18 protein-coding genes are annotated in these 24582 nt (G+C 71.9%); 7 read left to right on the top strand and 11 right to left on the bottom strand.

Annotation, left to right across the window (positions count from 1 at the left end):
* The first annotated feature begins 23 nt into the window (after positions 1-23).
* Positions 24-1301 (top strand): NADH:flavin oxidoreductase/NADH oxidase family protein, encoded by a 1278-nt coding sequence (locus A3Q40_RS12095; protein WP_235606288.1) that lies wholly within the window; start codon positions 24-26, stop codon positions 1299-1301.
* A 74-nt stretch (positions 1302-1375) separates the two neighbouring features.
* On the opposite strand, the gene car is transcribed toward A3Q40_RS12095, so the two are convergent.
* A complete protein-coding gene (gene car / locus A3Q40_RS12090) occupies positions 1376-4891 on the bottom strand; it encodes a carboxylic acid reductase (protein WP_069972947.1) in 3516 nt (1171 codons plus the stop codon).
* A gap of 170 nt (positions 4892-5061) precedes the next feature.
* On the opposite strand from car, the gene A3Q40_RS12085 reads away from it, so the two are divergent.
* The 4 genes from A3Q40_RS12085 to A3Q40_RS12070 all read left to right on the top strand — a co-directional run bounded on the left by A3Q40_RS12085 (position 5062) and on the right by A3Q40_RS12070 (position 10175).
* The gene (locus tag A3Q40_RS12085) at positions 5062-6453 is read left to right on the top strand and encodes an ABC1 kinase family protein (RefSeq protein WP_068106098.1); all 1392 of its coding nucleotides are present in this window, start codon (positions 5062-5064) and stop codon (positions 6451-6453) included.
* Positions 6454-6548: 95 nt separating this feature from the next.
* Entirely contained in the window at positions 6549-7490 is a 942-nt protein-coding gene (locus A3Q40_RS12080) for an AurF N-oxygenase family protein (protein ID WP_068102495.1), read from the top strand.
* Between the two features lie 10 nt (positions 7491-7500).
* Positions 7501-9012: an FAD-dependent oxidoreductase gene (locus A3Q40_RS12075; RefSeq protein WP_068102493.1), complete on the top strand. Its 1512-nt coding sequence runs from the start codon at positions 7501-7503 to the stop codon at positions 9010-9012.
* 413 nt (positions 9013-9425) lie between these two features.
* Positions 9426-10175: a hypothetical protein gene (locus tag A3Q40_RS12070; protein ID WP_201132850.1), complete on the top strand. Its 750-nt coding sequence runs from the start codon at positions 9426-9428 to the stop codon at positions 10173-10175.
* A gap of 13 nt (positions 10176-10188) precedes the next feature.
* Here A3Q40_RS12070 and A3Q40_RS12065 read toward each other — a convergent pair whose 3' ends face one another.
* From A3Q40_RS12065 to A3Q40_RS12045, 5 genes are all read right to left on the bottom strand, one after another.
* The gene (locus A3Q40_RS12065) at positions 10189-11421 is read right to left on the bottom strand and encodes an MFS transporter (protein WP_235606287.1); all 1233 of its coding nucleotides are present in this window, start codon (positions 11419-11421) and stop codon (positions 10189-10191) included.
* A 65-nt stretch (positions 11422-11486) separates the two neighbouring features.
* On the bottom strand, positions 11487-13259 hold the full coding sequence (locus tag A3Q40_RS12060; RefSeq protein WP_069972946.1) for an ABC transporter permease subunit: 1773 nt from the start codon (positions 13257-13259) through the stop codon (positions 11487-11489).
* Entirely contained in the window at positions 13256-14743 is a 1488-nt protein-coding gene (locus tag A3Q40_RS12055) for an ABC transporter substrate-binding protein (protein WP_068102492.1), read from the bottom strand. Before A3Q40_RS12055 ends, A3Q40_RS12060 begins: the two co-directional genes overlap by 4 nt.
* An 81-nt stretch (positions 14744-14824) precedes the next feature.
* Positions 14825-15634: an ABC transporter ATP-binding protein gene (locus tag A3Q40_RS12050; RefSeq protein WP_201132847.1), complete on the bottom strand. Its 810-nt coding sequence runs from the start codon at positions 15632-15634 to the stop codon at positions 14825-14827.
* The gene (locus A3Q40_RS12045; RefSeq protein ID WP_068102491.1) at positions 15631-16407 is read right to left on the bottom strand and encodes an ATP-binding cassette domain-containing protein; all 777 of its coding nucleotides are present in this window, start codon (positions 16405-16407) and stop codon (positions 15631-15633) included. Before A3Q40_RS12045 ends, A3Q40_RS12050 begins: the two co-directional genes overlap by 4 nt.
* A gap of 168 nt (positions 16408-16575) precedes the next feature.
* Here A3Q40_RS12045 and A3Q40_RS12040 point away from each other — a divergent pair, with 168 nt between their 5' ends.
* Both A3Q40_RS12040 and A3Q40_RS12035 read left to right on the top strand, forming a co-directional pair.
* Complete coding sequence (locus tag A3Q40_RS12040) at positions 16576-16857, top strand: DUF1490 family protein (protein WP_068106087.1); 282 nt, start codon at positions 16576-16578, stop codon at positions 16855-16857.
* Between the two features lies 1 nt (position 16858).
* The gene (locus tag A3Q40_RS12035) at positions 16859-18988 is read left to right on the top strand and encodes a heavy metal translocating P-type ATPase (protein ID WP_068102488.1); all 2130 of its coding nucleotides are present in this window, start codon (positions 16859-16861) and stop codon (positions 18986-18988) included.
* 13 nt (positions 18989-19001) lie between these two features.
* Here the strand turns inward: A3Q40_RS12035 and A3Q40_RS12030 are convergent, their stop codons facing one another.
* The 5 genes from A3Q40_RS12030 to idi all read right to left on the bottom strand — a co-directional run bounded on the left by A3Q40_RS12030 (position 19002) and on the right by idi (position 24580).
* A complete protein-coding gene (locus A3Q40_RS12030; protein WP_068102487.1) occupies positions 19002-19421 on the bottom strand; it encodes a ChaB family protein in 420 nt (139 codons plus the stop codon).
* Positions 19422-19529: 108 nt separating this feature from the next.
* Positions 19530-20390: a cyclopropane mycolic acid synthase family methyltransferase gene (locus A3Q40_RS12025; protein ID WP_068102485.1), complete on the bottom strand. Its 861-nt coding sequence runs from the start codon at positions 20388-20390 to the stop codon at positions 19530-19532.
* A gap of 176 nt (positions 20391-20566) precedes the next feature.
* Positions 20567-22237 (bottom strand): RecQ family ATP-dependent DNA helicase, encoded by a 1671-nt coding sequence (locus A3Q40_RS12020; RefSeq protein ID WP_068102482.1) that lies wholly within the window; start codon positions 22235-22237, stop codon positions 20567-20569.
* Between the two features lie 58 nt (positions 22238-22295).
* Entirely contained in the window at positions 22296-23975 is a 1680-nt protein-coding gene (locus A3Q40_RS12015; protein WP_068102480.1) for a phospholipase D family protein, read from the bottom strand.
* The gene (gene idi / locus A3Q40_RS12010) at positions 23972-24580 is read right to left on the bottom strand and encodes an isopentenyl-diphosphate Delta-isomerase (RefSeq protein WP_201133076.1); all 609 of its coding nucleotides are present in this window, start codon (positions 24578-24580) and stop codon (positions 23972-23974) included. Before idi ends, A3Q40_RS12015 begins: the two co-directional genes overlap by 4 nt.
* Between the last annotated feature and the right edge of the window lie 2 nt (positions 24581-24582).

Here is a 24582-nt window from a genome sequence, read left to right as displayed (position 1 = left end):
TCCCCGCCCGAAAGAGGTCGCCCGTGTCCGCCGCCCTGCCCGAGCGTGTGTCCCTGCCCGACTCGCTGACCCTGCCGTGCGGCGCGGTGCTGCCGAATCGCACGATGAAGGCGGCGCTCAGCGAATCGCTCGCGGCGACCACCGGGGCGCCCGACGAGCGGCTGGAGCGGCTCTACCGACGCTGGGGTGCGGGTGGGTACGGTCTGATCCTCACCGGCAACGTCATGGTGGATGCACGCTACCTCGGGGAACCCGGCAACGTCGCCGTCGAGGACGATCGGCATCTGGACGCCTTGCGGTCCTGGGCGGCGGTGGCCGGAGCGCACGGCACCCCCGTCTGGATGCAGATCAATCATCCCGGCCGACAGGGGAATCCGGTCACCACGGAGGGGCGCACGGTCGCGCCCTCGGCCGTCGGCCTCGACATCCCGGGCATTCCGGCGCCGCGGGCGCTGACCGACGAGGAGATCGTCGACATCGTCGAGCGCTTCGCGACGACGGCCGCGGTGGCCGAGCGCGCCGGGTTCGACGGCGTCGAGATCCACGGTGCCCACGGCTACCTCATCGGGCAGTTCCTCTCGCCGCACACCAACCGCCGCACGGACAGGTGGGGTGGCTCGATCGAGAACCGTGCGCGGTTCCTGCTCGAGGTGGTCGCCCGGGTCCGCGAGCGCGTGAGCCCGGCGTTCGCCGTGGGACTCAAACTGAACTCGGCGGACTTTCAACGTGGAGGGTTCGAGGAGGGGGAGTCCCGCGCGGTGATCGCCATGCTGGCGACATCGGGTCTGGACCTGCTCGAGATCAGCGGAGGCAGCTACGAGTCCCCGGCGATGGTGGGCAAGGGCGTGGCGGCATCGACGGTCGCTCGCGAGGCGTACTTCCTCGAGTACGCGGCGACGGTGCGCGAACTGGCCGGGGCCGTGCCGTTGGCGGTGACGGGTGGGTTCCGCACGCGGGCGGCGATGGATGCGGCCCTCGCCTCGGGTGCCTGCGACGTCATCGGCCTCGGCCGACCCACCGCCACCGACCCCGACGCCGCGCGCGGCCTGCTCGACGGCACGGTGTCGACCCTGACCAGTGCGAACACGTCGGTACCCGTACCGCGCGGCCTCGGCTCCCGCCGCGCGGTGCGCACGGTGGACGGCGTGCTCGACCTGCAGTGGCACACCGATCAGCTGCACCGCATGGGCGCCGGGCTGGACCCGGACCCGCGTCACTCGCGAGTCCGGGCCCTGGTGGGCGCCGCCCGCCGCAACGGCCTCGACGCCTTCCGCTCTCGGCGCCGCCGCTCCGTCGGCTGATCGGGCGCCGCCGCTCCGTCGGCTGATCGGGCTCGGCCGCTCCGTAGGCTGAGTGTGCCCGGCTGTCCGACCGGTCAGGCCCGCTGCAGCGCGACGATGTCCAGCGCCTCGAGGTCTCGCACGTACTTGGCGACGAGATCCGGTCCGAGGTGCGGAATGTCGCTCCACCGCGGGGCGAGAGACTCGCGAACCGCGGCGCGGAAACGCTCGGCCGGGATCGGGGAGCCGTCGAGCGGCGGCGTCGGCTCCCGGTAGGCGTGGATCAGGGGAAGCACGGAGTGCGACCGCATCGGCTCGGGCAGTGCGCTCAACGCGTCGTGGAACCGGCGGTACCACTCGTCGTGGTCGTCGATCCGCTCCACGGACACTCCCGCGTCCTCGAGCCAGTCGATCACCACGTCCCACGAGATGCCGTCGTGGTGCGGGTTGACCACGTGGTACGTCCGGAAGTCCCGACGGTCGCGGGAGCCGAGTTCCGCGATCGCGGCAGCCGTGAAGTCGACCGGTAGTCCGTCGTAGTGAGCCCGCGGCCGCTCGGCCCCCGATGCGGCGTAGAAGGTCCGCGGTGCCAGTGAGCAGGCCGCGACGGACGCGAGGGTGCGGGTGAACACGTCCGGCACGTTGACCTGACCGCGCCAGCGCGGATGCGCGAGAATCATGTTCGACCGGAAGACCGTGACGGGCAGACCCACCGCGTCGAAGGTGTTGCGCAGCAACACCTCACCCGCCCACTTGGACGTGGCGTACCCGTTCGCGTACTCGCCGCCCAGCGACCGGCGGGGACTCTCGAGCCGGACGTCACCGTCCTCGGTGAGCGAGGCGACGCCGGCGGCCACCGCGACGGTGGACAGATAGTCGACGGGCTTGAGGTGGTGGGTCGTCGCCAGGCGGATCACCTCGGCGGTACCGCCGACGTTGGGGGAGAACATCTCTCGGTACGGCAGCGCGTGGTTGACCATGGCCGCGGGGTGCACGATGTGGTCCACGTCGTGCGCCAGTCGATCCCACCGCTCGTCGGACAGCCCCAGACGCGGGCGAGCGACGTCGCCGACCTCGATGTCGAGGCGGCGGTCCGCCAGGGAGGTCCACCGGTCCATCAGCTCCGGGTCGACCGCGTGGTCGCCCGCCTCGACACCACGGGCATCGCCGGTCGCCCCGAAGGTGGCGTCGAGCCGCCGGCGGGCGTCCTCGACCGAGCGTGCCCGCACGAGCGTCACCACCCGACCGTCGACGGCGTCCATGCGGTCGAGCCAGTCGAGCAGCAGGAACCGACCCAGGTACCCGGTCGCGCCGGTCACCAGGACGGTCCGGACGTCCTGTCGCGGACCCTCGGCTCTGCGCGCAGCGGCCGAGAAGTCGGATCCGAGAACGCGCTCCGGCGTCAGGTCGTCGGCGAGGACCTCGTCCGGGTCGGTGCCGTGGACGCTCTCGAACGTGAGCGTCGACGCGGTGTCGCCGGACTCGGCGGTCGCCCGCGCACGATCGACGGACTCGGCGACGGCGGCGAGGTCGGCCGTCGGGGACACCACGGCGGTCACCGGGACCTCGACGTCGAACAGGTCGCGCAGGATCGCGCCGAACGACACCGCCGACAACGAGTCACCGCCGAGGTCGGTGAAGCGATCCGTCGCCGACACGTCCTCCTCGGCGAGGCCGAGCTGCCCGGCCGCCGCGCGGCGCACGACGTCGACGGTGGGGGTGGTCGCCACGTCGCTCCGCAGGGCCTGCAGACGGTCCCGGCCGCCACCGTCGATCTCCCGGTAGCGCGCCTCGAGGGCGTCGGCGTACCGGGCCGAGATGGCCGGTCGCAGTTGCTTGTTGGCGCCGGACAGCAGTCCGTTCGCGGTGGTGAAGGGCTCGTCCGCGACGACGACGTCGCGGGGAACCTCGTAGGACGCGAGCCCCTCGCGGCGGGCGATCTCCTGCAGCGAGGTGATCACGTCACGCGGAGTACGTCCGGCGGCGGGAACGACGACGGCGAGAACGTACGAGCGGGTGCCGTCGCCGTGGACGTGGATTTGGTCCACCGCGTCGGAGGCGGCGTAGACGGCGTCGAGGTGGGAGAGGGCGACGAACTCGCCCTGGGCGAGCTTGACCACGTTCTTGCGGCGGTCCACGTACTGCAACCGGTCCGGGCCGATCTCGGCGAACACGTCGCCGGTGCGGTAGAAGCCGTCGTCGGTCATCACGCCGGCGGTGGCGTCGGCGCGGCGGTAGTAGCCGGGCGTCAGGGACGCGGTCCGCAGGAGCAGTTCGCCGCGCGGGTGGGGCCGGTCGGCGGTGGAGTAGCCGAGTTCGGGCACGTCCTCGAGGCGGTAGTCGAGTACCGGGGGACGCATCAGCACGCCGTCGACCAGGACGTGTCCGGCCTCGGTCGAGCCGTACATGTCGTGGACCGGCACGCCGAGGACGTCGGAGACGGTCGCGACGGCGTCGGGCGTGGCGGGTGCGGTGCCCACCACGGCGGACGCAACCCGGCCGCCGAAGACACGATCGCGCAGGTCGGCGTGCACCTGCGCGCGCACCTCGTCGGCGGTGCGCCCGGTCTCGCGGGCGCGCCGGTCGACGGCAGCGTCCGCTTCGGACCGCACCAGATCGCACACCCGGGGGACCAGGAGGACGGTGGTGGGCCGGGCGAGGGCGAAGTCGTCGAGCAGGGTGGACAGATCCGACGTCGCGGCGAAGTGCACGGTGCCGCCCGCCGCCAGGGTGGAGGTGACCAGCGCGCGGCCGGCGAGGTGGCTCATCGGGAGGTAGTCGAGTGCCACCACGGGGCCGGGCCCGGCGTCGGGTGCGCCGAACGGTCCGGTGCCGTCGAGCAGGTTCGCCGCCCACTGCCGAGCGACGAGCGCGTCGGTGTGCATGGCGCCTTTGGGAGTTCCGGTGCTGCCGGAGGTGTAGACGAGGGCGGCGAGTCGGTCGGGATCGGGGGTGAGGGTCGGCAGGTCGACAGTCGGTGCGTCCTCTCCCGCGGCGCGGCCGAGAACGTCGACGAGGGGAACGACCTCGACGCCGTCGGGGACGGCGGCGCGGGCCTCGGCCAGGCGGTCGAGATCGTCGGCCACCCGGGCGTCGTGATTCATGACGACCACGGCGGCGATGTCGGATCGGGTCGCCAGCGCGGCCGCGGTGCGCAGGTGCTCGCTGTCGACGACCAGGGCCGTCGGCCCGGCCTCGGCGGCGATGTCGACCAGTCGGTCGACGCTCGCGCCGGTCTGCAGCGGCAGTGCCACCGCGCCGAGCCGCACCGTCGCCAGCTCCGCGACGACGTAGTCGCTGCTCGCGAAGCCGAGGGTGGCGAGAACACCCCCCGGCGCCACGTGGTCGACGAGGTGGCGAGCCACGGCGCCGGCGCGCGACCACAGGTCGGCGTAGGTGAGGGTCACAACGTCCGCGACCGGTTCGGTCCGGCGTCGTCCGGACACGTCGGTGACCACTCGCCGCACGCGCTCGGCCGCGGCGGGGCGGTCGGCGTACTCGGTCATGACCGTCTCGATCATGCGGTGCAGATCGGGCGCGGCCGCGGCGAGGCGCTCGGAGACGGCCGGATCCGGTGCGGCGGTGGTCACGCGCGATGCGGTGGTGGTCATGTCTTCCCCTCCCAGAAGTCGTTACCTAAGCAAACGTATGCCCGCTGCGGCCGATCGCGCCAATGTGAGCTGCGACACGACGCGTCCGAAATGCGTTGTCTGCGTTGTCTGTCCGATCGAGAGGGCGGGGACCCTCGTCTCGTGTGATCTCCCGGGCGATACTGGGCCGCGTGTCGGACAAGGTGCCCACGTCACGGGTGGTCAGAGGAGCCGAGGTGGGACGCCTGGTCGCGGGACGGACCGCCCGAGGTGCGGTCCTGCGGGTACGCATGGCGGGGCGGACGGACGAGCTCCGTGACGCGCTGGCCGAGAAGGAGGCGGTGCGCGCGGCCGAACGCCTGGTCACGGTGCTCGGCGGGCTGCGCGGCGCCGCGATGAAGCTGGGTCAGATGCTCTCCACGCTCGATCTGGCCTTCGTGCCCGAGGAGCATCGAGACCAGTTCCAGCGACGGTTGGCCGACCTGCTCGATCGCGCGCCGAAGGTGGCGTTCGACGACGTCCGCGCCGTGATCGAGGCCGATCTCGGCGCCCCGGTGGTCGAGCTCTACGCGGAGTTCGACCCCGTCCCGATCGCGGCCGCGTCCATCGGCCAGGTGCACCGGGCGGTGCTCCCCGACGGGCGCGTGGTGGCGGTGAAGGTCAAGTACCCCGGGATCGACGCCGCGGTGCGGGCGGACCTGAAGAACCTGTCGTTCTACGTCAAGCTGCTGCCGGCGTCGATGCCGATGCTGTCCTCCAAGGCGGTGGTCGAGGAACTGCGGCGCAATCTCGAGGCGGAACTCGACTATCCGGCCGAGGCGCGGACGCAGAGCCGGGCGGCCGATCTCTTCCGTGACCACCCGCACTTCGCGGTGCCCGACGTCGTCGCCTCGCACTGCGGGGAGGCCGTCCTCACCACGGAATTCGTGGACGCGGTGCCCTTCGAGCGCATCCGCGAGCTGCCGGGCGAGGAACGGGACCGCATCGGCGAGACGATCTTCCGCTTCTACGTGGGATCGCTGCACACCCTGGGCGAGTTCTGCGGCGACCCCCACCCGGGCAACGTGCTCCTCGCTCGGGACGGTCGGGTGACGTTCGTCGACTTCGGTCTCTACATCTACATGAGTGCGTCGGACATCAGGTTCGAGCGGGACTGTCTCCGCGCCGCCGTGGAGGGGCGTGGCGACGATCTGCATCGCCTGCTGGCCGAGCGCGGCATCCTCGATCCCGCGGCCCGGGTGGAGCCGCAGGACTGTCTCGACTACGTGTCCGCGGCCGCGGAGCTCAGCCTGACCGACCGGCGGGTGACGGTCACGCCCGAGATGGCCGGAGCCTGCTTCGTCCTCGCGGTGGACCCGCGCAGTGGCAACTTCGGGGCGATGACCAAGCAGTGGCTGCCGCCCGAGCACGTGTTCTCGCGCCGGACGGACTTCCTGACCTTCGGCATTCTCGGACAGCTGCGCGCGACGGCGAACTGGGGCGCCATCGCGCGCGAGTGGCTGTACGACACCGCGCCGACGACGCCGATGGGCCGCGACATCGAGCGGTGGCGACGGTCACGGGGGAGGTCTCGACCCGGCTGACCTGCGGGTCAGCGGCGCCGGTGTCCGTGACGGCAAGTATCTGATAATGTCCGTCACATCTACAGACGACCGGTGCCGTACGGAAGGACGCGTTCATGACCAGCACGCTCGATCCCGCCACCCGGGCCGATGTCGGCCGCGTCACCGGGGCCGACCACGGCCGCGAGCCGGAGGACGTCGCGGCCCGGTTGCTCGATTCCGCCGCCGCCCTGTCGTACGACCCCATGTCCGAGGTGGACTGGGAGGCCCCGCTGGACCCCGACCACTTCGGTCTGAACCCCGAGTGGAGCACGCTCTACGGCACCCCGCTGTGGGACGAGATGACGCACGAGCAGCGCATCACGCTGACCCGCCACGAGGTCGCGTCCATCATGAGCACCGGCATCTGGTTCGAGATGATCCTGCAGCAGATGGTGCTCCGCGATCAGTACTGCGGGAAGTACGCCGAGTCCGACTTCCAGTTCGCCCTCACCGAGATCGCCGACGAATGCCGGCACTCGCTGATGTTCGCCCGGGCGTGCCGCACCATGGGCATCGAGGCCTATGTCCCTCGCCGCGCCAGCCGTGAGCTGGGCCGCCTCTTCAAGACCATCGCCGTGTCCGAGGCCGCGTACGGCGGGATCCTCGTCGCCGAGGAAGTTCTCGACGTCATGCAGCGGGACTGGATGCGGGGCGAGAACGTCCTGCCGCTCGTGCGCACCACCAGCAAGATCCACGTGGTCGAGGAATCGCGCCACATGACCTTCGCCCGCGCGCAGATGCGCGAGCACATGGTGGGCACCTCCGCTCTGCGTCGCCGGTCGGCCGCGCTGCTCATCGCCGTCGCGGCGCGAGTCATCGTGTCCAACATGGTCAGCCGCGACGTCTACGCCGCCGCCGGGCTGGACGTCGACCGTGCCGTGCGCGCGGCCAAGGCCAACACGCACCACCACGTCATGATGCGGACCTCGAGCCAGCACCTGATGGCGTTCCTCGCCGACTGCGGACTGCTCACCACGCCGGCGGCAGCGATCTATCGCACCGTGCACATGCTCTGAGGCGTCACCCATGGCCTTCGCGATCACCCAGAACTGTTGCAACGACGCGTCCTGTCTGTCGGTGTGTCCGGTCAACTGCATTCATCCGACGCCCGACGAACCGGACTTCGGCACGACGGATCTGCTCTACATCGACCCGCGCTCGTGCATCGATTGTGGAGCCTGTGCGGATGCGTGCCCGGTCGACGCCATCACGCGGGTCAACCGTCTGACGCCGGAGCAGCAGGTGTACGCGGACCTCAACGCCGACTACTACCGGGACCGTCCCGTCGACAATGCCTGGGGCGCACCACGTTTCCCGTTGCCGAACATCGGCGACGTGACGCTGGACTCGGTGGCCGTGATCGGGACGGGTCCGGCTGCGTGCTACGCGGCCACGGCAATCCTGCGTCAGACGAACGCGCGGGTGACCTTCTACGAACGCCTCGCGGTGCCGGGCGGACTCGCCCGGTTCGGCGTGGCGCCCGACCACCTCGGCACTCGCCGCATCGGTGAACACTTCCGGCCGCTGTTCGCGCATCCGCGCGTGACGGTCCGCACCGGGGTCGAGGTCGGCGTCGGCACATCCGTCGACGCGATCCGGGCCGCGCACGACGCGGTGGTCGTCGCGGTAGGCGCCGACCGCGACCGCACACTGCCCTGGGTCGAGGCGGACGGCCCGAATCCCTTCAGTGCCCGCACCCTCGTCGGCTGGTACACCGGGCACCCGGGCGTCGCGGCGGATGCCGTCGACCTGCGCGGGGTGCGCCGTGTCGTGGTGGTCGGCAACGGCAACGTCGCACTCGACGCCGCGCGCATCCTCACCGCGGACCCGGAGTCCCTGGTGGACACCGAGATCGCGCCGCACGCCCTGGCGGCCCTGCGCGAGGCCGACGTGGCCGAGGTCGTCGTGCTCGCACGGCGCGGGCCCGAGCACGCCGCGTTCACCCGACCCGAATGCCAGGCCCTGGTCTCGCGGACGGAGGTCCCCGTGTCGATCGCGGGACCCGGCGCCGCCGACGCGGTCGCGGCGCTGCCGTTCTCGGCGTCGGCCGCACCGCTCGCCGACGCGCCGGTCCTCGAGCTCGCCGATCTCGGTCGGACACTCGAATCCGCCGGCCACGGTCGTCGTATCGTCTTCGCCTTCGGAGTGGACCCCCGCGGTCTCGAGACCGGCGACGGCGGCGGCCTGTGCCTCACGGCGCAGGCGACGGACGGCACCCCGGTGACCGTCGACGCGGACCTCGTCCTGCAGGCGGCCGGATACCGCGGTGCGCCTCTGCCGGGTGTGCCGTTCGACGAGGACCGCGGCACCGTCCGGAACCAGGACGGCCGCGTGACGCGGGCAGACGGTTCCCTCGTGCCGCGAACGTACGTGGTCGGCTGGGCGAAACGCGGTGCCACCGGTGGCATCGGGGACAACAAGGCCGACGCGGAGGCGACCGTCGACGCCATGATCGCCGACTCCGTGCGCGCCGGGGCGGGATCGGTCGGCCGTGTTCGCCGCCGGCTGCCCCTGCTGCCGGTGTCCCGCCGGTCCTGACCGCTCGCCGCTGTTCCCTCGCGAACGGCGGGGCGTGCGCGAAATGCTCGTCCCGGCCGCATTTGTCGCGCCATTGCTGCGACGCCGACCGCCGGCGCCGTGAACCATTCCCACGGGTCGGTACCGTTCGGCGGTCCGCTGCTCGATTGTGGTGAACGCTGTCCTTCTTTGGTGCCTCAGAACAGTCACACAGCCCGTTTTATAGGGCATAATCAGCGAGCACCCCGTGGTGTCGGCCCGACTTCCTGCGCGCAGCCTGGCGGGAGTTGGTGACATCTCCCTATGAATCGGCCGATCCTCCGGTCGGCGGGACAATCGGTGTGTGAACCATTCGGGCGCTGCCCGAATTGTTCGGTCGGGCGCCGATGTCGGCGATCCGGCACGTCCGTGCCCGTTGTCGCCAGGAGATCACCGTGACCGTTCTCGCCCCCCTCTCACCGCTCACCCTTCCGGCCCGCGCCACGGGGTTCGCGACCCGCGCGTCGCGGGGAGCGACCCGTCTCGAGGATCGCGCCAGCGGGACGACGCTCGTGATGAGCACGCCCGCCATGGACCGCGCCCTGTGGGAGGAGTATCTCGACGCGGCGGATGCCTCCTACTCGCGGCACGGAGTGTCGGTGGCTCTGGATGCGGCGCGCGTCCGCGACGGACGGGACACCGCGGTGTTCTTCGCGGCGGTCGACCGGTCCGGAGCGGTGGTGGCCGGCGTGCGCGGACAGGGTCCGTACCTGTCGGCGCAGCAGTCGCACGCATTGGTCGAATGGGAGGGCAACGCCGACCGCTCGAAGGTGGAGGCCTTGATCTCCGACCGCCTGCACGACGGGGTGGTCGAGATGAAGTCGGCCTTCGTCTCGGCGTCCGCCGAGTCGCCCGGTGCGCTGTCCGCCCTGCTGTCGCGCACCGCCCTGCCCACCATGGTCTTCACCGGAGCGCGCTTCGTCATGGCGACGGCAGCCGACCACGTGCTGCGTCGGTGGGAGTCCGGCGGCGGCCGCGTCGTCGACTCCATCGCACCCGCGGCCTACCCCGACGAGCGCTACCGCACCCGCATGATGTGGTGGGACCGCGACAGCCTGTACCGGGACGTCACCCCGGACGTGTGGGACCACATCGCGTCGGAGACCGAGATGCTCACCGGTCGGGACATCGTCAGGGCTGCCTGACGGTGTCGACGTGTCAGGGCTGCCTGACGGGATCGACGCGCACCGCGACGGACCGCAGGATCGCGGCGGCTGCGAGGGGGAGAGCCGCGCCGAGGAGCCAGGGCGCGGCGTGGCCCATCGCGGTGTCGGGCACGGCGTCGACCACCGCGCCGAGCCCCGCCGACCCCACCAGGACGCCTATCCCGCCCGCCGACGCGAGGAATCCGTAGTAGGCCCCGAGCGTGCGGTCACCCGCGAGGACGGGGACGAGGTCGCGCGCGAACGGCATGGCGATCATCTGCCCGAGGGTCAGCAGGACGACGAAGAGTGCCGGTCCGATCAAGCCGGCCCATCCGGTTGCGCCGAGGATCGCGGCCACGCCGGCGACGCCGAACGCCGCGCCCATGACGACGAACCCGGCGGGGAGGACCGCCCGCAGCGGCCGTCGACGGGCGGCTCGGGTGAGGGGCATCTGCGCCGCGACCACCAGCAGCGACGACGCCGCGAACAGCCAGCCGAGAGGGGCCTGCGAGCCCCACACCTGATCGACCTGCAACGGCAGCAGCAGGTAGAGCTGGTTGTAGGCGACGAGCTGGACGCTGGTCGCGAGCGCGAACACGAGGAACAGCCGGTTCCGCGCGACGATTCGCCAGTCCTCGAACCACGACGTCGTCGACTCGGCCGGCCGGCGTGCCGGCAGCATCACCGCGTGGGTGACGGTGACGGCGACGAACACGACGGCGGCGCACAGGCACGCGATGCGGAAATCGACGAGCAGCAGCAGTGACCCGATCAGCGGTCCCGTGAAGGAGCCGATCTGACCGCAGACCGTGAAGAGGGCGAACGCGTCCAGTCGGCTCTGTCCGCCCGCTCGTTCGCTGACCGAACCCTCCACGGCCACGGCGGATTCCACCGCGGGGGAGAACAGCGCCGCCGCGACTCCGACCAGCACGGTGGCGACCAGGACGGCGACGAGGGACTCGGCGAACGCCAGCCCGACGAAGCCGACCACGCGAATCGTGCACCCCGTCAGGACGACCGGCCTGATGCCCACCCGGTCGGCGAGCGTGCCGCCGAGGAAGAACAACCCCTGCTGCGAGAACGTGCGCACGCCGAGGATCACCCCGACCGTCGCCGCGCCGAGTCCGAGATCACCCGTCAGGTGCACCGACAGATACGGCAACACCATGAAGAACCCGACGTTGAACGCCAGCTGCGTGAGTACCAGCAGGCGCACGGTGGCCGACGCGGCGCGCAGATCGGCCACGGGAAGTGCACGCGCCCAACGGGATCGACGACGCGCCGACGGCACGGTCTCGGCGGTCTCGGGGGTCACAGCGACGCGGCGGCGGGGGTCGGCACGGCGCCCGACCCTACCGAAGCACCGCCGCGCCCGGTGAACCACCGGGCCGGACCGGACGCGAGCGACGACGCGGCGACAGCGGTGATCGACACCAGGATCAACGACACCAGCGGCGCGGCCGCGACCCAGGGGGCGCGTTCGACGGCGGCGACACCGTCCGCGAGAACGAGGCCCCAGTCCGGACTGGGCGGCGTCGGGCCGAGCCCGAGGAATCCGAGGGCCGCCAGCGCCAGCGCCACCCCCGGCAGTCGCAGCAGAGCGTGCCGGACGACGGTCGGGATCACGGCCGGGAGCACCGTGCCCAGCAGGATGCGACCGCGGCTCGCCCCGAGCGAGGGCAGGACGGCCACGTACGGGCGGGCGCGGACCTCCGCGACGAGGGCGGCCGTGTGCGCGGCGAGCGGTGCCCAGGACACCAGCAGCACCGCCAGCGCCGCGGCGGCGGCGCTCGGCCCCCAGATCGAGGCGACGAGCACCCCGGTGACGACGGGCGGCGCGGCGTTGGAGACCTCGATCGGTCCGACGAACAGGCGCGGCGCACAGCCGAGCACCAGTCCGACCACGACGGCCGCCCCGAGCACGGCCACGGACGTGCCGATCGTGCCGACGGCACCGTGCGCGACGCGGGCCAGGACGTCCCGACCGGACGCGTCGGTGCCGAACGGGGCCGACGCCGACGGCCGGGCGTATTTCGCCGTCGACGCGGCGTAGGGGTCGCGCGACCATCCCGCGACGACGATCGCGAGGACACCGAGGGCGCCGACGACGGGGACGACGACGTGGCGTCGTCGGCGCACGAACCGGGTCGTGGGCACGGGCACCGCCGCGTCGTGGATCGACGCGCCCAGCAGAGCCCGTCGGACGACCGCGGCGGTGATGCCGAACGCGACGCTGACGAGCAGGAGCAGCACGACGTCGGCCTGCATGGCGGGCAGGTCCTGCGACCGCGCGTCGCCGAGCATCGTGCGGCCGAGCCCGGGAATGGCGAAGACCTGCTCGACGGCGACGGCCCCGCCCAGCAGCGCGACGGCGACGAGGGCCACCTGCGACGTGACCGCGGCGGCGGCACGACGGAGGACGGCCCCGGCCGTGCGACGACGCGAGATCCCGGCGGCGGTCCAGGTGACCACCCAGTGCTCGGTGCAGGCGGAGGACACGGCGTCGGCCAGCAGCCGACCGATCAACCCGCCCGCCGGCAGGCCCAGGGCGAGCGCGGGGAGGATCGCCGACTGCGGTCCGGTCCACCCGTAGGGCGGCAGTGCCAGGTACAGGCTGCCGACGACCACGCCGACGGAGGCCAGCAGGAATTCCGGCGTTGCCGTCAGTGCGGCGGCGGCGAGACCGGACGATCGCCGCGGCGCTCCCGTGACACCGGCGCGCAGGGCCGGGGCGACGAGCGCGGCGGCGACGAGCCCGGCGACGACGGCGGCGCACGCCATCAACGTCGCCGACACGCCGAGGGCGGCGACCGCGCCCGGCAGGACGTCGCGACCGGTGTTCCACGACGTCCCGAAGTCGCCGCGCACGACGCCGCCGAGCCACCGCAGCAGGATCGCCACCGGTCCGTCGGCCAACCCCAGATCTGCACGGACGGCGTCGAGAGCTTCCGGGGTGGGTTCCTGCTCCGCCGACCGGGCCCGCAGGATGGACAGGGCGGGATCGCGACCGGACAGCCACGGCAGGAGACCGACGACGGCGAGGAGCGCCGCGGCGGTGAGGACGCGCGAGAGCGTGGCGGTCACGACAGGGCGGTGTCGGCCGTGATCAGGGCGCGCTCGCGGGGGTCGCGAACCACTCCGGACACCCGGCTCGACTCGCCCTGGATCACGCGCTCGTGCAGCATCGGCACCGCCGCGTCCCGCTCGAGAATCAGCCGCTCCGCCTCGAGGACGGCCGACCGGCGGGCGGGACCGGGTTCGGTGGCGGCGGCGTCGGCGAGCGCGCGATCGACCGCCGGGTCGCAGAACTGGGCGATGCCGAACGAGCCGTCGCACGCGAAGTCCGAGTAGAGGTACGCGGCGGGGTCGCCGGAATCGAGGACCGTCGCGCGGGACAGCACGAAGGCGTCGAACGCGCCCGCGAGGGCGTCGGCCTCGATGAACTGGTACTCGCGCACCACCTGCTCGACGACGAAGCCCCGGGCCTCGAGGGCCTGCTGCAGCAGCACCGCCACCTCGGGCAGTTCCGCCCGGTCGGTGAAGGTGGCGAGGGTGATGCGTTGTCCCGCGGCATCTCCCGCCGGTGCGGGCGTGCGCGACGGGCGGTCGGCCGACCAGGGGATCGCGGGACCGAGCAGTCCGCGCGCGACGTCCGCACGGCCCTCGTAGACCTGATCGACGATGCGGGCGGCGTCGACGGATTCCCGTGCGGCCGCACGGAGCGCCGGGTCGGTGAAGACCCCGGTGCGATTGTTCAGGTAGAGCGTGTTGGTGCGCGGCATCGGAACCTCGTGCACCAGTGCGGGATCCACCGATGCGGCCTGCGACACGGGGACCGCTTCCACCACGTCGGCGGTACCGCCCCGCAACGCGGCCGCGCGGGCCGTGCCGTCCGGGACGAAGTCGACGTCGATGCCGGCGAGGCGGGCCGGCTCACCCCAGTAGTCGTCGTTGCGGTCGAGGGTGGCGGTGGACGTCCCGTTCACGGCCGTGAGGACGAACGGGCCCGTGCCGTGACCGATCGGGTCCACCGGTCCGTCCCCGGTGTAGGCGGCGGGTGCGAGCACGGCCAGCTGGGGGCTCGACAACCGCTGCGGCACCAGGGGATCCGGCGTTGCCGTGGCGACCGTCACCGTGTCCTCGTCGACGACGTCGGCGGTGAGTTCGACTCCGTCGAGGATGCGCGGCTTCGGCGCTGCGGCGGTGGCTGCGCTCAGCATCGTCACCACGGCGTCGGGGGTGAGCGTCGACCCGTCGTGGAACCGCACGTCGGGACGCAGGTCGAACGACCAGGTGCGCTCGTCCACCCGGCTCCACGCGGTGGCCAGCGCGGGCTGCGCCTCACCGAGATCGTCGAGTGTGACCAGGGTTTCGGCCGTCGACCACCGGGACAGCTTGAAGGCGTCGTCGCTGAACGGGGACAGGGCCGACCGCGGTGGCTGCAACATGGCCAGCCGCAGGCGGTCATCGGAACCGGCCGGCGCGGCGGCCGAGAAGCAGCCGGCGAGCAGGGTTGCCGCGGCTCCGCCGGCGACGGTGGCGAGCAGGGGTCGGCGGAGCCGGACCATGGGTGTTCTCCTGAAGGTGGGGTGGTGAGCGAGCGGATCGGGGGGGTCGCGGTCAGGGCGCGGAAGCCGGAACGGTGGCGGTCAGGGCGCGGGTGCCGCGACGGCGAGGCGGGGGACCGCGGTGACGAGCGCGCGGGTGGTCGGGTGCGTCGGCGCGGTCAGCAGCTCGGTCGTCGGCCCGTCGTCGACGATGCGGCCGTTCGCCATGACGATCAGCCGGGTCGCGATCCGCGCCGCCACCGCGAGGTCGTGTGTGACCAGGAGAATGCCGGTGCCGGTGCCGGTGCCGGTGCCGGTGCCGAGGCGGTCGAGAACGGACAGCACGACGTCGCGCGTGCCGCCGTCGAGTCCGCTCACGGGTTCGTCCGCCAGCAGATACCGCGGACGACAGGCCACGGCGCGGGCCAGGGCGACCCGTTGCTTCTGTCCGCCGGACAGCCGATCGATCCGCGCCGCGAGGATCGACGACTCGAGGCCCACGGACTCCACCGCCTCGCGGGTGCGGGCGCGCCGGTCGGTCGGAACGCCCAGCCAGCGGAGCGGCGCGGACACCGCGGCGGCCACCGTGCTGCGGGGGTCGAGGGACGCTCCGGGGTCCTGGGGGACGAACTGCACCTGGCGTCGGAACGGCCGCAGACGACGCGCCGATCCGGGGTGGACGGGCCGACCGTCCAGGGTGACGGCGCCGGCGTCCGGCGCGCGCAGCGCCAGCAGCGCGCGCAGAACACTCGACTTGCCCGATCCCGATGCCCCGACCAGGGCGACGCGCTCGCCCGGGGCGAGTCGGACCGTCACGTCGGCGACGGCCGTCGTGGTTCCGTAGCGCACGGTGAGTCGGGTGGCGACGAGCCCGTCGGCCGTCGACCCGGGGACGGCGGGACCGAGGTTCACGACGCGAGGGCGGTGGACGACGGCAGCGACAGGGCGCGAGCCCGCTCGACGAGATCCGCCGTCACCGCGTGTGCCGGGCGGGTGAGCACGTCGCGGACGGGGGCGTCCTCGACCACGCGCCCCGCGTCGAGCACCACGACCCGCGAGCAGAGCGCCGCGGCGATCGCGAGGTCGTGGGTGACGAACACCAGACCGCGGCCGCGATCGGCGGCGGTCCGCACCGCGTCGACGACGGTACGTGCGCTGACGACGTCGAGCGCCGTGGTGGGCTCGTCGGCGACGAGCAGGGGAGCATCGGAGACCAGGGCGAGGGCGATGCAGACGCGTTGGCGTTGGCCGCCCGACAGTTCGGCGGGCCGGCGCGGGCCGATCACGGCCGGCTCCAGGTCCACGGCGCGGAGCACGGATTCGGCTGCGGCGGTCCGGGTCTCGGCGTCCGAATGCCGTGCGCGCAGCGCCAGACCCAGATGTCGCCGCACGGTGGTCACCGGTTCCAGCGCGGCCGCGGAGTCCTGGACGATCAGGGCGGCGCGCGCCTGCGCGGGCCGACGGGCGATCGGAACGCCGGCCACGTCGGTGCCGTTCACCCGGACCGACCCGCGCACCGTGAGATCGGGGGCGAGGCATCCGGCGACGGCGGACGCGGTGAGGGACTTCCCGGATCCGGACCGTCCGACCAGGGCGACGCGCTCGCCGGCGGAGAGCGAGAACGTCACACCGGCGACGAGGGTGGTCCGGCCCGCCGAGACGGTCAGGTCGGCAACGTCCAGCACGGGGGGAGGTCCTTCCGCAGATCCGGGGGATGTCGGGGACGGTCGACCCCACACGACAGTGACAATCGTTGTCGATTGTAGGGTGTGCTCGACGCCCGCGCAAACCACGACGCGGGCCGGTACTGTCCGTCTCGCGTTGTCGAGACCGTGTACGAGGAGGCGCTTGTCATGTTGGGCCCGTTGATCGCCAAGGCGGCATCCACCGTCGTCACCGGCGTGGTGGGAGTCGCCGCCTGGAACGGCGTGAAGAAGGCCTACGACCGGGCGCCGGTGCGCGAGGCCGCGGTGCGGGTCACCGAGGTCGGGCTGCGCGGCGTCCGCCGGGCCGAGGTGCGCGCCGAGTCGGCTCGGCTCGCGGTGTCCGACGTGGTCGCCGAGGCCAAGGACCGGATGGGCGAGGAGGTGCGTCCGCCGTCGGCCGACGCGCACGGGCACGGACACGACCACTGAAGTGATTCTTTCCGACGGCGGGGGGCGACTGCGCCTGCGCGCCGACTGGATCGCCGGGAGCGCGGCCGCCGCGATCGCGGTCGAGGACGCGGTCGCGGCGGCCGTCGGAGTTCGGGCGGTCCACGCCTATCCCCGCACGGCGTCGGTGGTCGTCTGGTACTCGCGCACCCGCACCGACCGCGACACCGTCGTGGCGGCGGTCGAGGCGGTCCGTGATCTTCCGGTGCCCCAGATCGGTTCGCGCACACCGCGATCGGCCGATGTGGGGTCCACCGAGTTGCTGCGCATGGCCATCGGCGGCGCGGCGCTCCTCCTCCTCGGTGTACGCCGGTACGGGTTGCGTCGACCGCCGATGCTGGGACCCGGAAGCCGTCTGGTGGCCACCGGCGTCACCATCTTCACCGGCTATCCCTTCCTGAAGGGCGCCGTGCGATCGCTGGCCGGCGAGCGGGCGGCCGGGACGGACGCGCTCGTGTCCGCGGCGACCGTCGCCAGCCTGATTCTGCGCGAGAACGTCGTGGCCCTGACCGTGCTCTGGCTGCTCAACATCGGCGAGTACCTCCAGGAACTCACGCTGCGCCGCACCCGTCGTGCCATCTCCGAGCTGCTCTCCGGCACGCACGACACCGCGTGGGTCCGCCTCGCCGACGGGTCCGAGGTGTCCGTGGACATCGACACCCTCGAGGTGGGCGACGAGATCGTCGTCCACGACCACGTCGGCGTTCCCGTGGACGGCGTCGTCGTCGACGGGGACGCGGTGATCGATCAGTCCGCCATCACGGGGGAAACCCTGCCGGTGACCGCCACCGTCGGCGCCCGCGTGTCCGCGGGCTCGGTGGTGGTGCGGGGACGCCTGGTGGTCCGCGCGTCCGCCGTCGGCCGCGACACGGCCATCGGCCGCATCATCGAGCGTGTGGAGCAGGCTCAGGAGGACCGGGCTCCCATCCAGACCGTGGGCGACACCTTCTCCCGGCGCTTCGTGCCGGCGTCGTTCCTGCTCTCCGCCGTGACGCTGGTGATCACCCGCGACGTCCGGCGTGCGATGACGATGCTGTTGATTGCGTGCCCGTGTGCGGTGGGCCTGTCGACCCCCACGGCGATCAGCGCGGCAATCGGCAACGGTGCACGACGCGGCATCCTGATCAAGGGCGGCTCGCATCTCGAACTCGCCGGCCGTATCGACGCGGTGGTCTTCGACAAGACCGGCACCGTCACCGTCGGGCGGCCCGTGGTGACCAACGTGATCGCGTTCTCGCCCGCGTGGGAGCCGGAACAGGTGCTCGCCTACGCGGCCAGCTCCGAGATCCACTCGCGACATCCGTTGGCGGAAGCCGTGATTCGCAGCACCGAGGAGCGGCGCATCGAGATCCCGCCGCACGAGGAGTGCGAGGTGCTGGTGGGGCTCGGCATGCGCACCGTGTCCGACGGGCGCACGCTGCTGCTCGGCGGCCCGTCCCTTCTCGGACGGGAAGGGGTGGCGGTCACCGCCGACGCCGCACAGTGGGTCGAGCGTCTGCAGAAGCGGGCGGAAACGCCGCTGCTGCTCGCGGTGGACGGCGAGCTGGTGGGCCTGATCAGCCTGCGCGACGAGGTCCGGGCGAACGCCGCCGCCGTCCTGCGGGCTCTGCGGGCGGACGGCGTGCGCCGCATCGTCATGCTCACCGGCGACAACCCCCACACGGCCGCGGCCGTGGCCGCCGAGCTGGGCATCGACGACTGGCAGGCCGAGGTCATGCCCGAGGACAAGCTCGAGGTGGTGCGCCGACTGCAGGCCGAGGGTCACCTGGTCGCCGTCGTGGGCGACGGGACCAACGACGCGCCCGCGCTCGCGGCGGCCGACATCGGCATCGCCATGGGCGCCGCCGGCACCGACGTCGCCGTCGAGACGGCCGACATCGCGCTGGCCGGCGACGACCTGGAGCGCCTCCTGGACGTCCGGGCCCTCGGGCGCGCCTCGGTCGGGGTGATCCGGCAGAACTACGGGCTCGCCATCGCCGTCAACGCCGTCGGGCTGATCGTCGGGGCGGGCGGGGCGCTGTCACCGGTGCTCGCGGCGGTGCTGCACAACGCGTCGTCGATTCTGGTGGTGGGCAACAGTTCCCGGATGATCGGAGCGACGCTGACCAGGTGACGAGTTCGCCGACTCAGCGGTTCCGGTCCGTCTGCCGACGGTTCTCCTTCTCGATCGCGTCGACCAACTCGTCCTTGTTCATGCGTGAGCGGCCGGTGACGTCGAGTTTCTTCGCCACGTCCTCGAGGTGCTTCTTCGAGGCGTTGGCGTCCACGCCTTCCTTGCTCTCCCCGCTGGGGTTCGGGCCGCCGCTCTTCGCCCGCTCGTCGGAGGGCCCGTAGTCGTCCTTCTCCTCCCAGTGGTCGCCCACCTTCTCGTGGGTGTGCTTCAGTGCGGCGTAGGCGACCCGGTGGGCGCGGGCTTCGTCGTCGTACTGCTCCTCGGCGGAGTCGAGCGCCTCGGCGTAGGTCCGCTGCGCCTTGTCGTCCGACTTCTGCAGTGTCGAGGGCAACTCGGATTCCTTGGCGTTGCCGTCGTCGTCGGTGGCGGGCATGGTGCGCTCCTTCGGGTCGTCTCCGTCTCCCGGAGGCCTACCCGCGCCGCGGGACGCGAAAACGGCGCGCAGCGTGAGTTGCTGCGCGCCGTTCCGGCTGGGGATCTCTTACTTCGACAGGGTGAACTGCATGACGTCGATGGTGCCGCGGCGGAACTGCTTCGCGCAGCCGCTCAGGTACTTCATGTAGCGGTCGTAGACCTCCTGGCCACCGATCTCGAGCGCCTCGTCCTTGCGGGCCTCGAGGTTCTCGGTCCAGGTCTCGAGGGTTCGTGCGTAGTGCTGCTGGAGGGAGTGGACGCGATCGACGGAGAAGCCGACGGACTGCGCCCGCTCCTGGATGGTCTTCGGTCGCTCCAGTTCCCCGCCGGGAAAGATCTCGCGGATGATGAAGCGCATGAACACCGCGTCGCGCTTGTCGACGGCGACGCCCATCTCGGCGAGGTCGTCCAGTCCGTAGCCGACGATGGTGTGCAGGAGCATCGTTCCGTCGTCGGGCAGCAGGCGGTACGCCTTCTCGAAGAACGGGACGTGGCGTGCGCGGCGGAAGTGTTCGAAGGCGCCGATGCTCACGATGCGGTCGACGGGCTCGTCGAATTCCTCCCAGCCCTGCAGTCGCACCTCGGCCTTGCGGTCCCCGTCGAGGGCGTCGAGCCGGCTCTGCACCCGTCCGAACTGGTGCTCGCTGAGCGTCAGGCCGACCACGTCCACGTCGTACTTCTCGCGCGCACGGATGATGGTGGTGCCCCAGCCGCACCCCACGTCGAGCAGTCGCATCCCCGGTTCGAGGCCCAACTTGCCCAGTGCCAGGTCGATCTTGGCCAGCTGAGCCTCTTCGAGCGTCATGTCGTCGCGCTCGAAGTACGCACAGCTGTAGGTCCAGGTGGGATCGAGGAACAGCGCGAAGAAGTCGTCCGAGAGGTCGTAGTGCGACTGCACGTTCTTGTAGAAGGGCTTCAGATCCGTCATGTACCGTGCCTCGCCTCACTGGTGGGGTTCGTCCGACGGCCGCCCTCCGTGCTCTCGACGGGCCCGTCTTCAGGAAACCTAGGCCAGCTGAGAGGGGCCTCGCTCGGGTACGGGCACAAAAGAACCTGCGGACGGTTCGCGTGGGTCACGACGCGCCCGGGGCCGGTTTCCTACGCTCAGGCGGGCTTCAGCAGATCGCGGTCACGGGCGACCGAGGAGGCCAGCGTGCGGTAGCCCTGCTCGTCGAAGTGCGCGGTCACGCGGTCCGGTTCCACGGAGACCACCTCGCCCTCGCCCCACTGCTCGTGACGCACCCGGTCACCGGGCGCCAGACCGAGGTCTGCGCTGCCCGAGCCGGCTGCCGCGGCCGTCCGGTCGGCGCGTCCCGACTCGCAGGAGTCGCACCGGCCGCACCGATCGTCGTCGGTCGCGTCGTCCGGTGCCGCGCCGAAGTACTCGAGCAGCATCCGTCGCCGACAGCGTCCGGCCTCGGCGTAGTGCCGCATCATCTCCACGCGCGACGTGGCGGCCGACTCCTCCGCCTCGGCAGCGGCGCGGACCCGACTCATCACGGCGCGCACGTCCGAGTCGAGGTCGACCCATCCGGCAGTCCCGTCGTCACCGCGGTTCAACCGCACGGCGCCGACGCGTTCGAGCAGGTCGAGCGCAGTTCCCGCCGAGCGGGCGCTGACCGACGGCAGCGCGGTGATCGCGTCCGTCGGCAGCGGATCCGTCGCGGCGACGACGGCGCGCAGAACCGTGCGGACCACTTTCTGGTTCGGCCGGCGAACGGCGAAGAAATTCTGCAGCCCGAGATCCTCCGCGCGGTAGTGCAGGATGGCCCGGGCGGATTCTCCGTCTCGTCCGGCGCGACCGAACTCCTGGTAGTAGCGCTCCAGAGAATCCGGCGGTGCGGCGTGGACGACGAAGCGGACGTTCGGATTGTCGATGCCCATCCCGAACGCGGACGTGGCGATCACGACGTCGACGTCGCCGCTCACGAAGCGTCGGTGGACCTCGTTCCGGTCCCTGGCCGACAGTCCACCGTGGTACGCGAGCGCGCGAACGTCGTGCTGGGCGAACAGGTCCGCGTACTGCGTCGTCGCGGCGCGCGTCGCGGTGTAGACCAGGCCCGTCCCGGCGCCACGCGCGAGATCGACCACGTCGTGGACGACGGCGCTCACCACGTCGTCGGCGTGCGCGTGATGACGAACCGAGAGATGGATGCCGGGGCGATCGACGTCGCCCAGGACGAGCAAGGGCTCCGTCAGCCCGAGCCGCGCGACGATCTCGTCGCGGACGGGCGGCGGCGCCGTGGCCGTCAACGCGAGGATCGGCGGCCGCCCGACGGCGTTCGCGAATTCGGCGATGCGGAGGTAGGCCGGGCGGAAGTCGTGACCCCAGGCGGCGATGCAATGGGCCTCGTCGACGACCACGGCGCCCACGGACAGGAACGTCAGACGCTCCCGCACCTCGGGCCGAGCTGCCTGCTCGGGCGTGAGGTAGAGGAGCACTCCGGTCTCGGCGTCGGCGACGCGGCGCCACGCCTTCTCCGTGCGGGAGGCCGAAAGTCCGGAGTGGATGGCGACAGCCGTGACGGCATCGGTGTCGGCCACGGCGAGAACCTGATCGTGCTGGAGCGCGATGAGGGGCGAGATCACCACGGTCACTCCGTCGAGCATCGTCGCGGCGACGCGGTACACGACGGACTTGCCGAACCCGCTGGCGAGCACCCCGAGCACGTCGCACCCGGCCAGCAAGGCCTCCACGGCGCGTCGTTGATCCGGCTTGAGGTGATCGATGCCCAGTTCCGCTGCGTGCCGATCGATGTCCCGTGCCGCGTTCATCGTCGGCTGATACCCGGTGCGGGCCCGGCGAAACGACGGAGCCGGTCCGCGATCGGCGTCAGAACCGTCGCGTGAACCGCAGTCGCCAGGGCCGTCCGTCCGGATCGACCACCACGCGGTAGAGCCACGAGAACACCCGCTGCTTCCACACCGGGGGAACCTCGATGGCGTGTCGACGCAGTCGCCCGGCCGGGCGGGGCCCACGACGACCGCCGTCGTGCCAGTGGTCGAGGGCGGACACGCTGCGGGCGACGGCGTCGAAGCACGCGTCCGGGTCGAGCAGATCGGACGTGTCGTCGATTCCCTTGCGGGAGAGGTGTTCCGCCAACAGTCCCAGTCGGAGCTCGCGGGCGAACACCCGAGCGCCGTCACCCAGCCCGCCGGGGTCGACCGGCTCCCGAGGATCGCGCTCGGTGTCGACCACCGCGGCGGTCAGCTCCGAATCATGGGTCCAAGAACGGCGATTGAAGTTGTCACTGCCGATCGCGGCCCACACGTCGTCGATCACGCACGCCTTGGAGTGCACGTAGACCGGCACGCTCTCGTCGTTCTCGATGTCGAGGACCAGGACGCGATCCGACCCCGCGCTCCGCAGGATGTCCAGTGCCGCAGCGTGACCGAGCAGTGACGGGGGAATCGTCACGGCGCTGTCGTCGTCGAGGTGGCGTGGCACCACCACGATCATGCGCAGAGTCGGCGAGCGTCGTAGTGCGCTCGCGAACACGCGAGCGACGTCGACCGACCACAGGTACTGATCCTCGATGTACACGAGGCGTTCCGCCCGGGACAGGGCCTTCGCGTAGGCCCGGGCGGCGCTGCGTTCGCCGTCGGTCGCGAACGGGTACGCGGGGCGACGTCGGGGATAGGTGCGCAGCAGCTGGACGGTGCAGGTTCCGGACGCGGGCGGATCGGGCAGCTCCGTCGGCAGTACCGACGGCTCGCGCCGATGCCGGCGCACCAGATCCGTGAGGACGTGCCACGGCAGGCGGGAGAGCGCAGCCGGGTCCTCCCACCGCTCGCGGAACGTGTCCTCGACGTCGCGCACGGCCGGGCCCGTGATCTCGAGCTGGATGTCGTGCCAGGCCGGGGTCTCGCCGTACTCCGGCGGGAACGGCCGCGACAGCGGGTCGCCGTGGTGCCGTGCGTCGTCCCGCCGCGCGCGTGCGAGGTCGATGCCGCCGACGAACGCGACGTTGCCGTCCGCGCGGTCCGGGGAGCGCAGCACCACCAACTTCTGGTGATGCGACCCGAACGCCAGCACCCGCTGGTCGAGGACGCACTCACCGCCGGCGTCCTCGAGCGCCACCGCCAACGACGAATTCTTGTCTCCGGTGTAGCCGAGCAGTCCGCTGTGGGAGCGCCACATCAGTCCACGGACCGCCGCACCGCGGCGAGCCGCGTCGCTCAGGGCGTCCTCGACGGTGGGCCCGGAGTCGCCGAGAACCTGCTCGGGGTCGCCACGCCAATCGGTGAACAGCACCAGATCGCCCGGACCGGCCGCGGCGAGGTGCTCGCCGAGCACCTGGAAGTACGTGGCGCCGTGCACCAGGGTGCGGCAGGCGTTGCCCTCGGTCCACGGGCGGATGCGCGTGTCGGGGTTCCCGCGTTCCTCGGCCGTCAGCAGCCAGGGGTGTGCGTCGTGGTCGAAGGTGCTGTCGGCCAGAATCGACGAGCGTCCCAGCGCGTGCGAGAGTCGGTCGATCGCCCGGAGGAGAAGACTGCCGACGCCGTCGGTCACAGCGGCCGCGCCGCGGGCGGCAACAGCGCCGCGTCGCTCACCGGCCAGGACCGAGGGTCCGGCCCCAGCTGCTGCAACTGCCGCACCTGATCCTGACACCACGGCGAGAGTTCGCTGGTTCCGCTCGCGACGTCGTCGACGATCTCCGTCCAGGTCTGCCACCGGTGCTCGGCCACCTCGTCTGGTCGCGGGTCGACGACGGCGGCGTCGTAGCGAACCAGGAACACCGGGCAGATCTCGTGCTCCACCACCCCGTTGTCCATTACGGCGCGGTAGCGGAACCGGGGCAGCACGGGATCGGCCGCGTCGGCGTCGATACCCAGCTCGTGCGCGAGACGCCGAAGCACGGCGCGGTCGAGCGGCTCACCGGGGGCGGGATGACCGCAGCACGAATTGGTCCACACGCCGGGCCAGGTGATCTTCTCCCAGGCCCGCCGCGTGACCAGGACCCGCCCGTCGGCGTCGACCACGTAGCTCGAGAAGGCCAGGTGCAGCGGTGTGTCCTCGTGGTGGACGGTGGCCTTCTCCTGCGTTCCCACGGCGACTCCGTCGTCGTCGACCAGGACCACCAACTCCGGCGAGGTTGTTCTCACCCGCTCCAGAATAG

Origin of the sequence: Rhodococcus sp. PBTS 1, assembly GCF_001620025.1 — a bacterium.
Taxonomy (GTDB): Bacteria; Actinomycetota; Actinomycetes; order Mycobacteriales; family Mycobacteriaceae; genus Rhodococcoides; species Rhodococcoides kroppenstedtii.
The sequence above is the reverse complement of the archived record's forward strand: the minus strand, read 5'-3'. Positions and strand labels throughout refer to the sequence as shown.

Bases quoted from the DNA above. Each gene is read 5' to 3' on its own strand.
- car (WP_069972947.1), bottom strand. From the start codon at position 4,891: ATGACCACCACCGCATCGCGCGTGACCACCGCCGCACCGGATCCGGCC.
- A3Q40_RS12080 (WP_068102495.1), top strand. From the start codon at position 6,549: ATGACCAGCACGCTCGATCCCGCCACCCGGGCCGATGTCGGCCGCGTC.
- A3Q40_RS12075 (WP_068102493.1), top strand. From the start codon at position 7,501: ATGGCCTTCGCGATCACCCAGAACTGTTGCAACGACGCGTCCTGTCTG.
- A3Q40_RS12055 (WP_068102492.1), bottom strand. From the start codon at position 14,743: ATGGTCCGGCTCCGCCGACCCCTGCTCGCCACCGTCGCCGGCGGAGCC.
- A3Q40_RS12040 (WP_068106087.1), top strand. From the start codon at position 16,576: ATGTTGGGCCCGTTGATCGCCAAGGCGGCATCCACCGTCGTCACCGGC.
- A3Q40_RS12030 (WP_068102487.1), bottom strand. From the start codon at position 19,421: ATGCCCGCCACCGACGACGACGGCAACGCCAAGGAATCCGAGTTGCCC.
- A3Q40_RS12025 (WP_068102485.1), bottom strand. From the start codon at position 20,390: ATGACGGATCTGAAGCCCTTCTACAAGAACGTGCAGTCGCACTACGAC.
- A3Q40_RS12020 (WP_068102482.1), bottom strand. From the start codon at position 22,237: ATGAACGCGGCACGGGACATCGATCGGCACGCAGCGGAACTGGGCATC.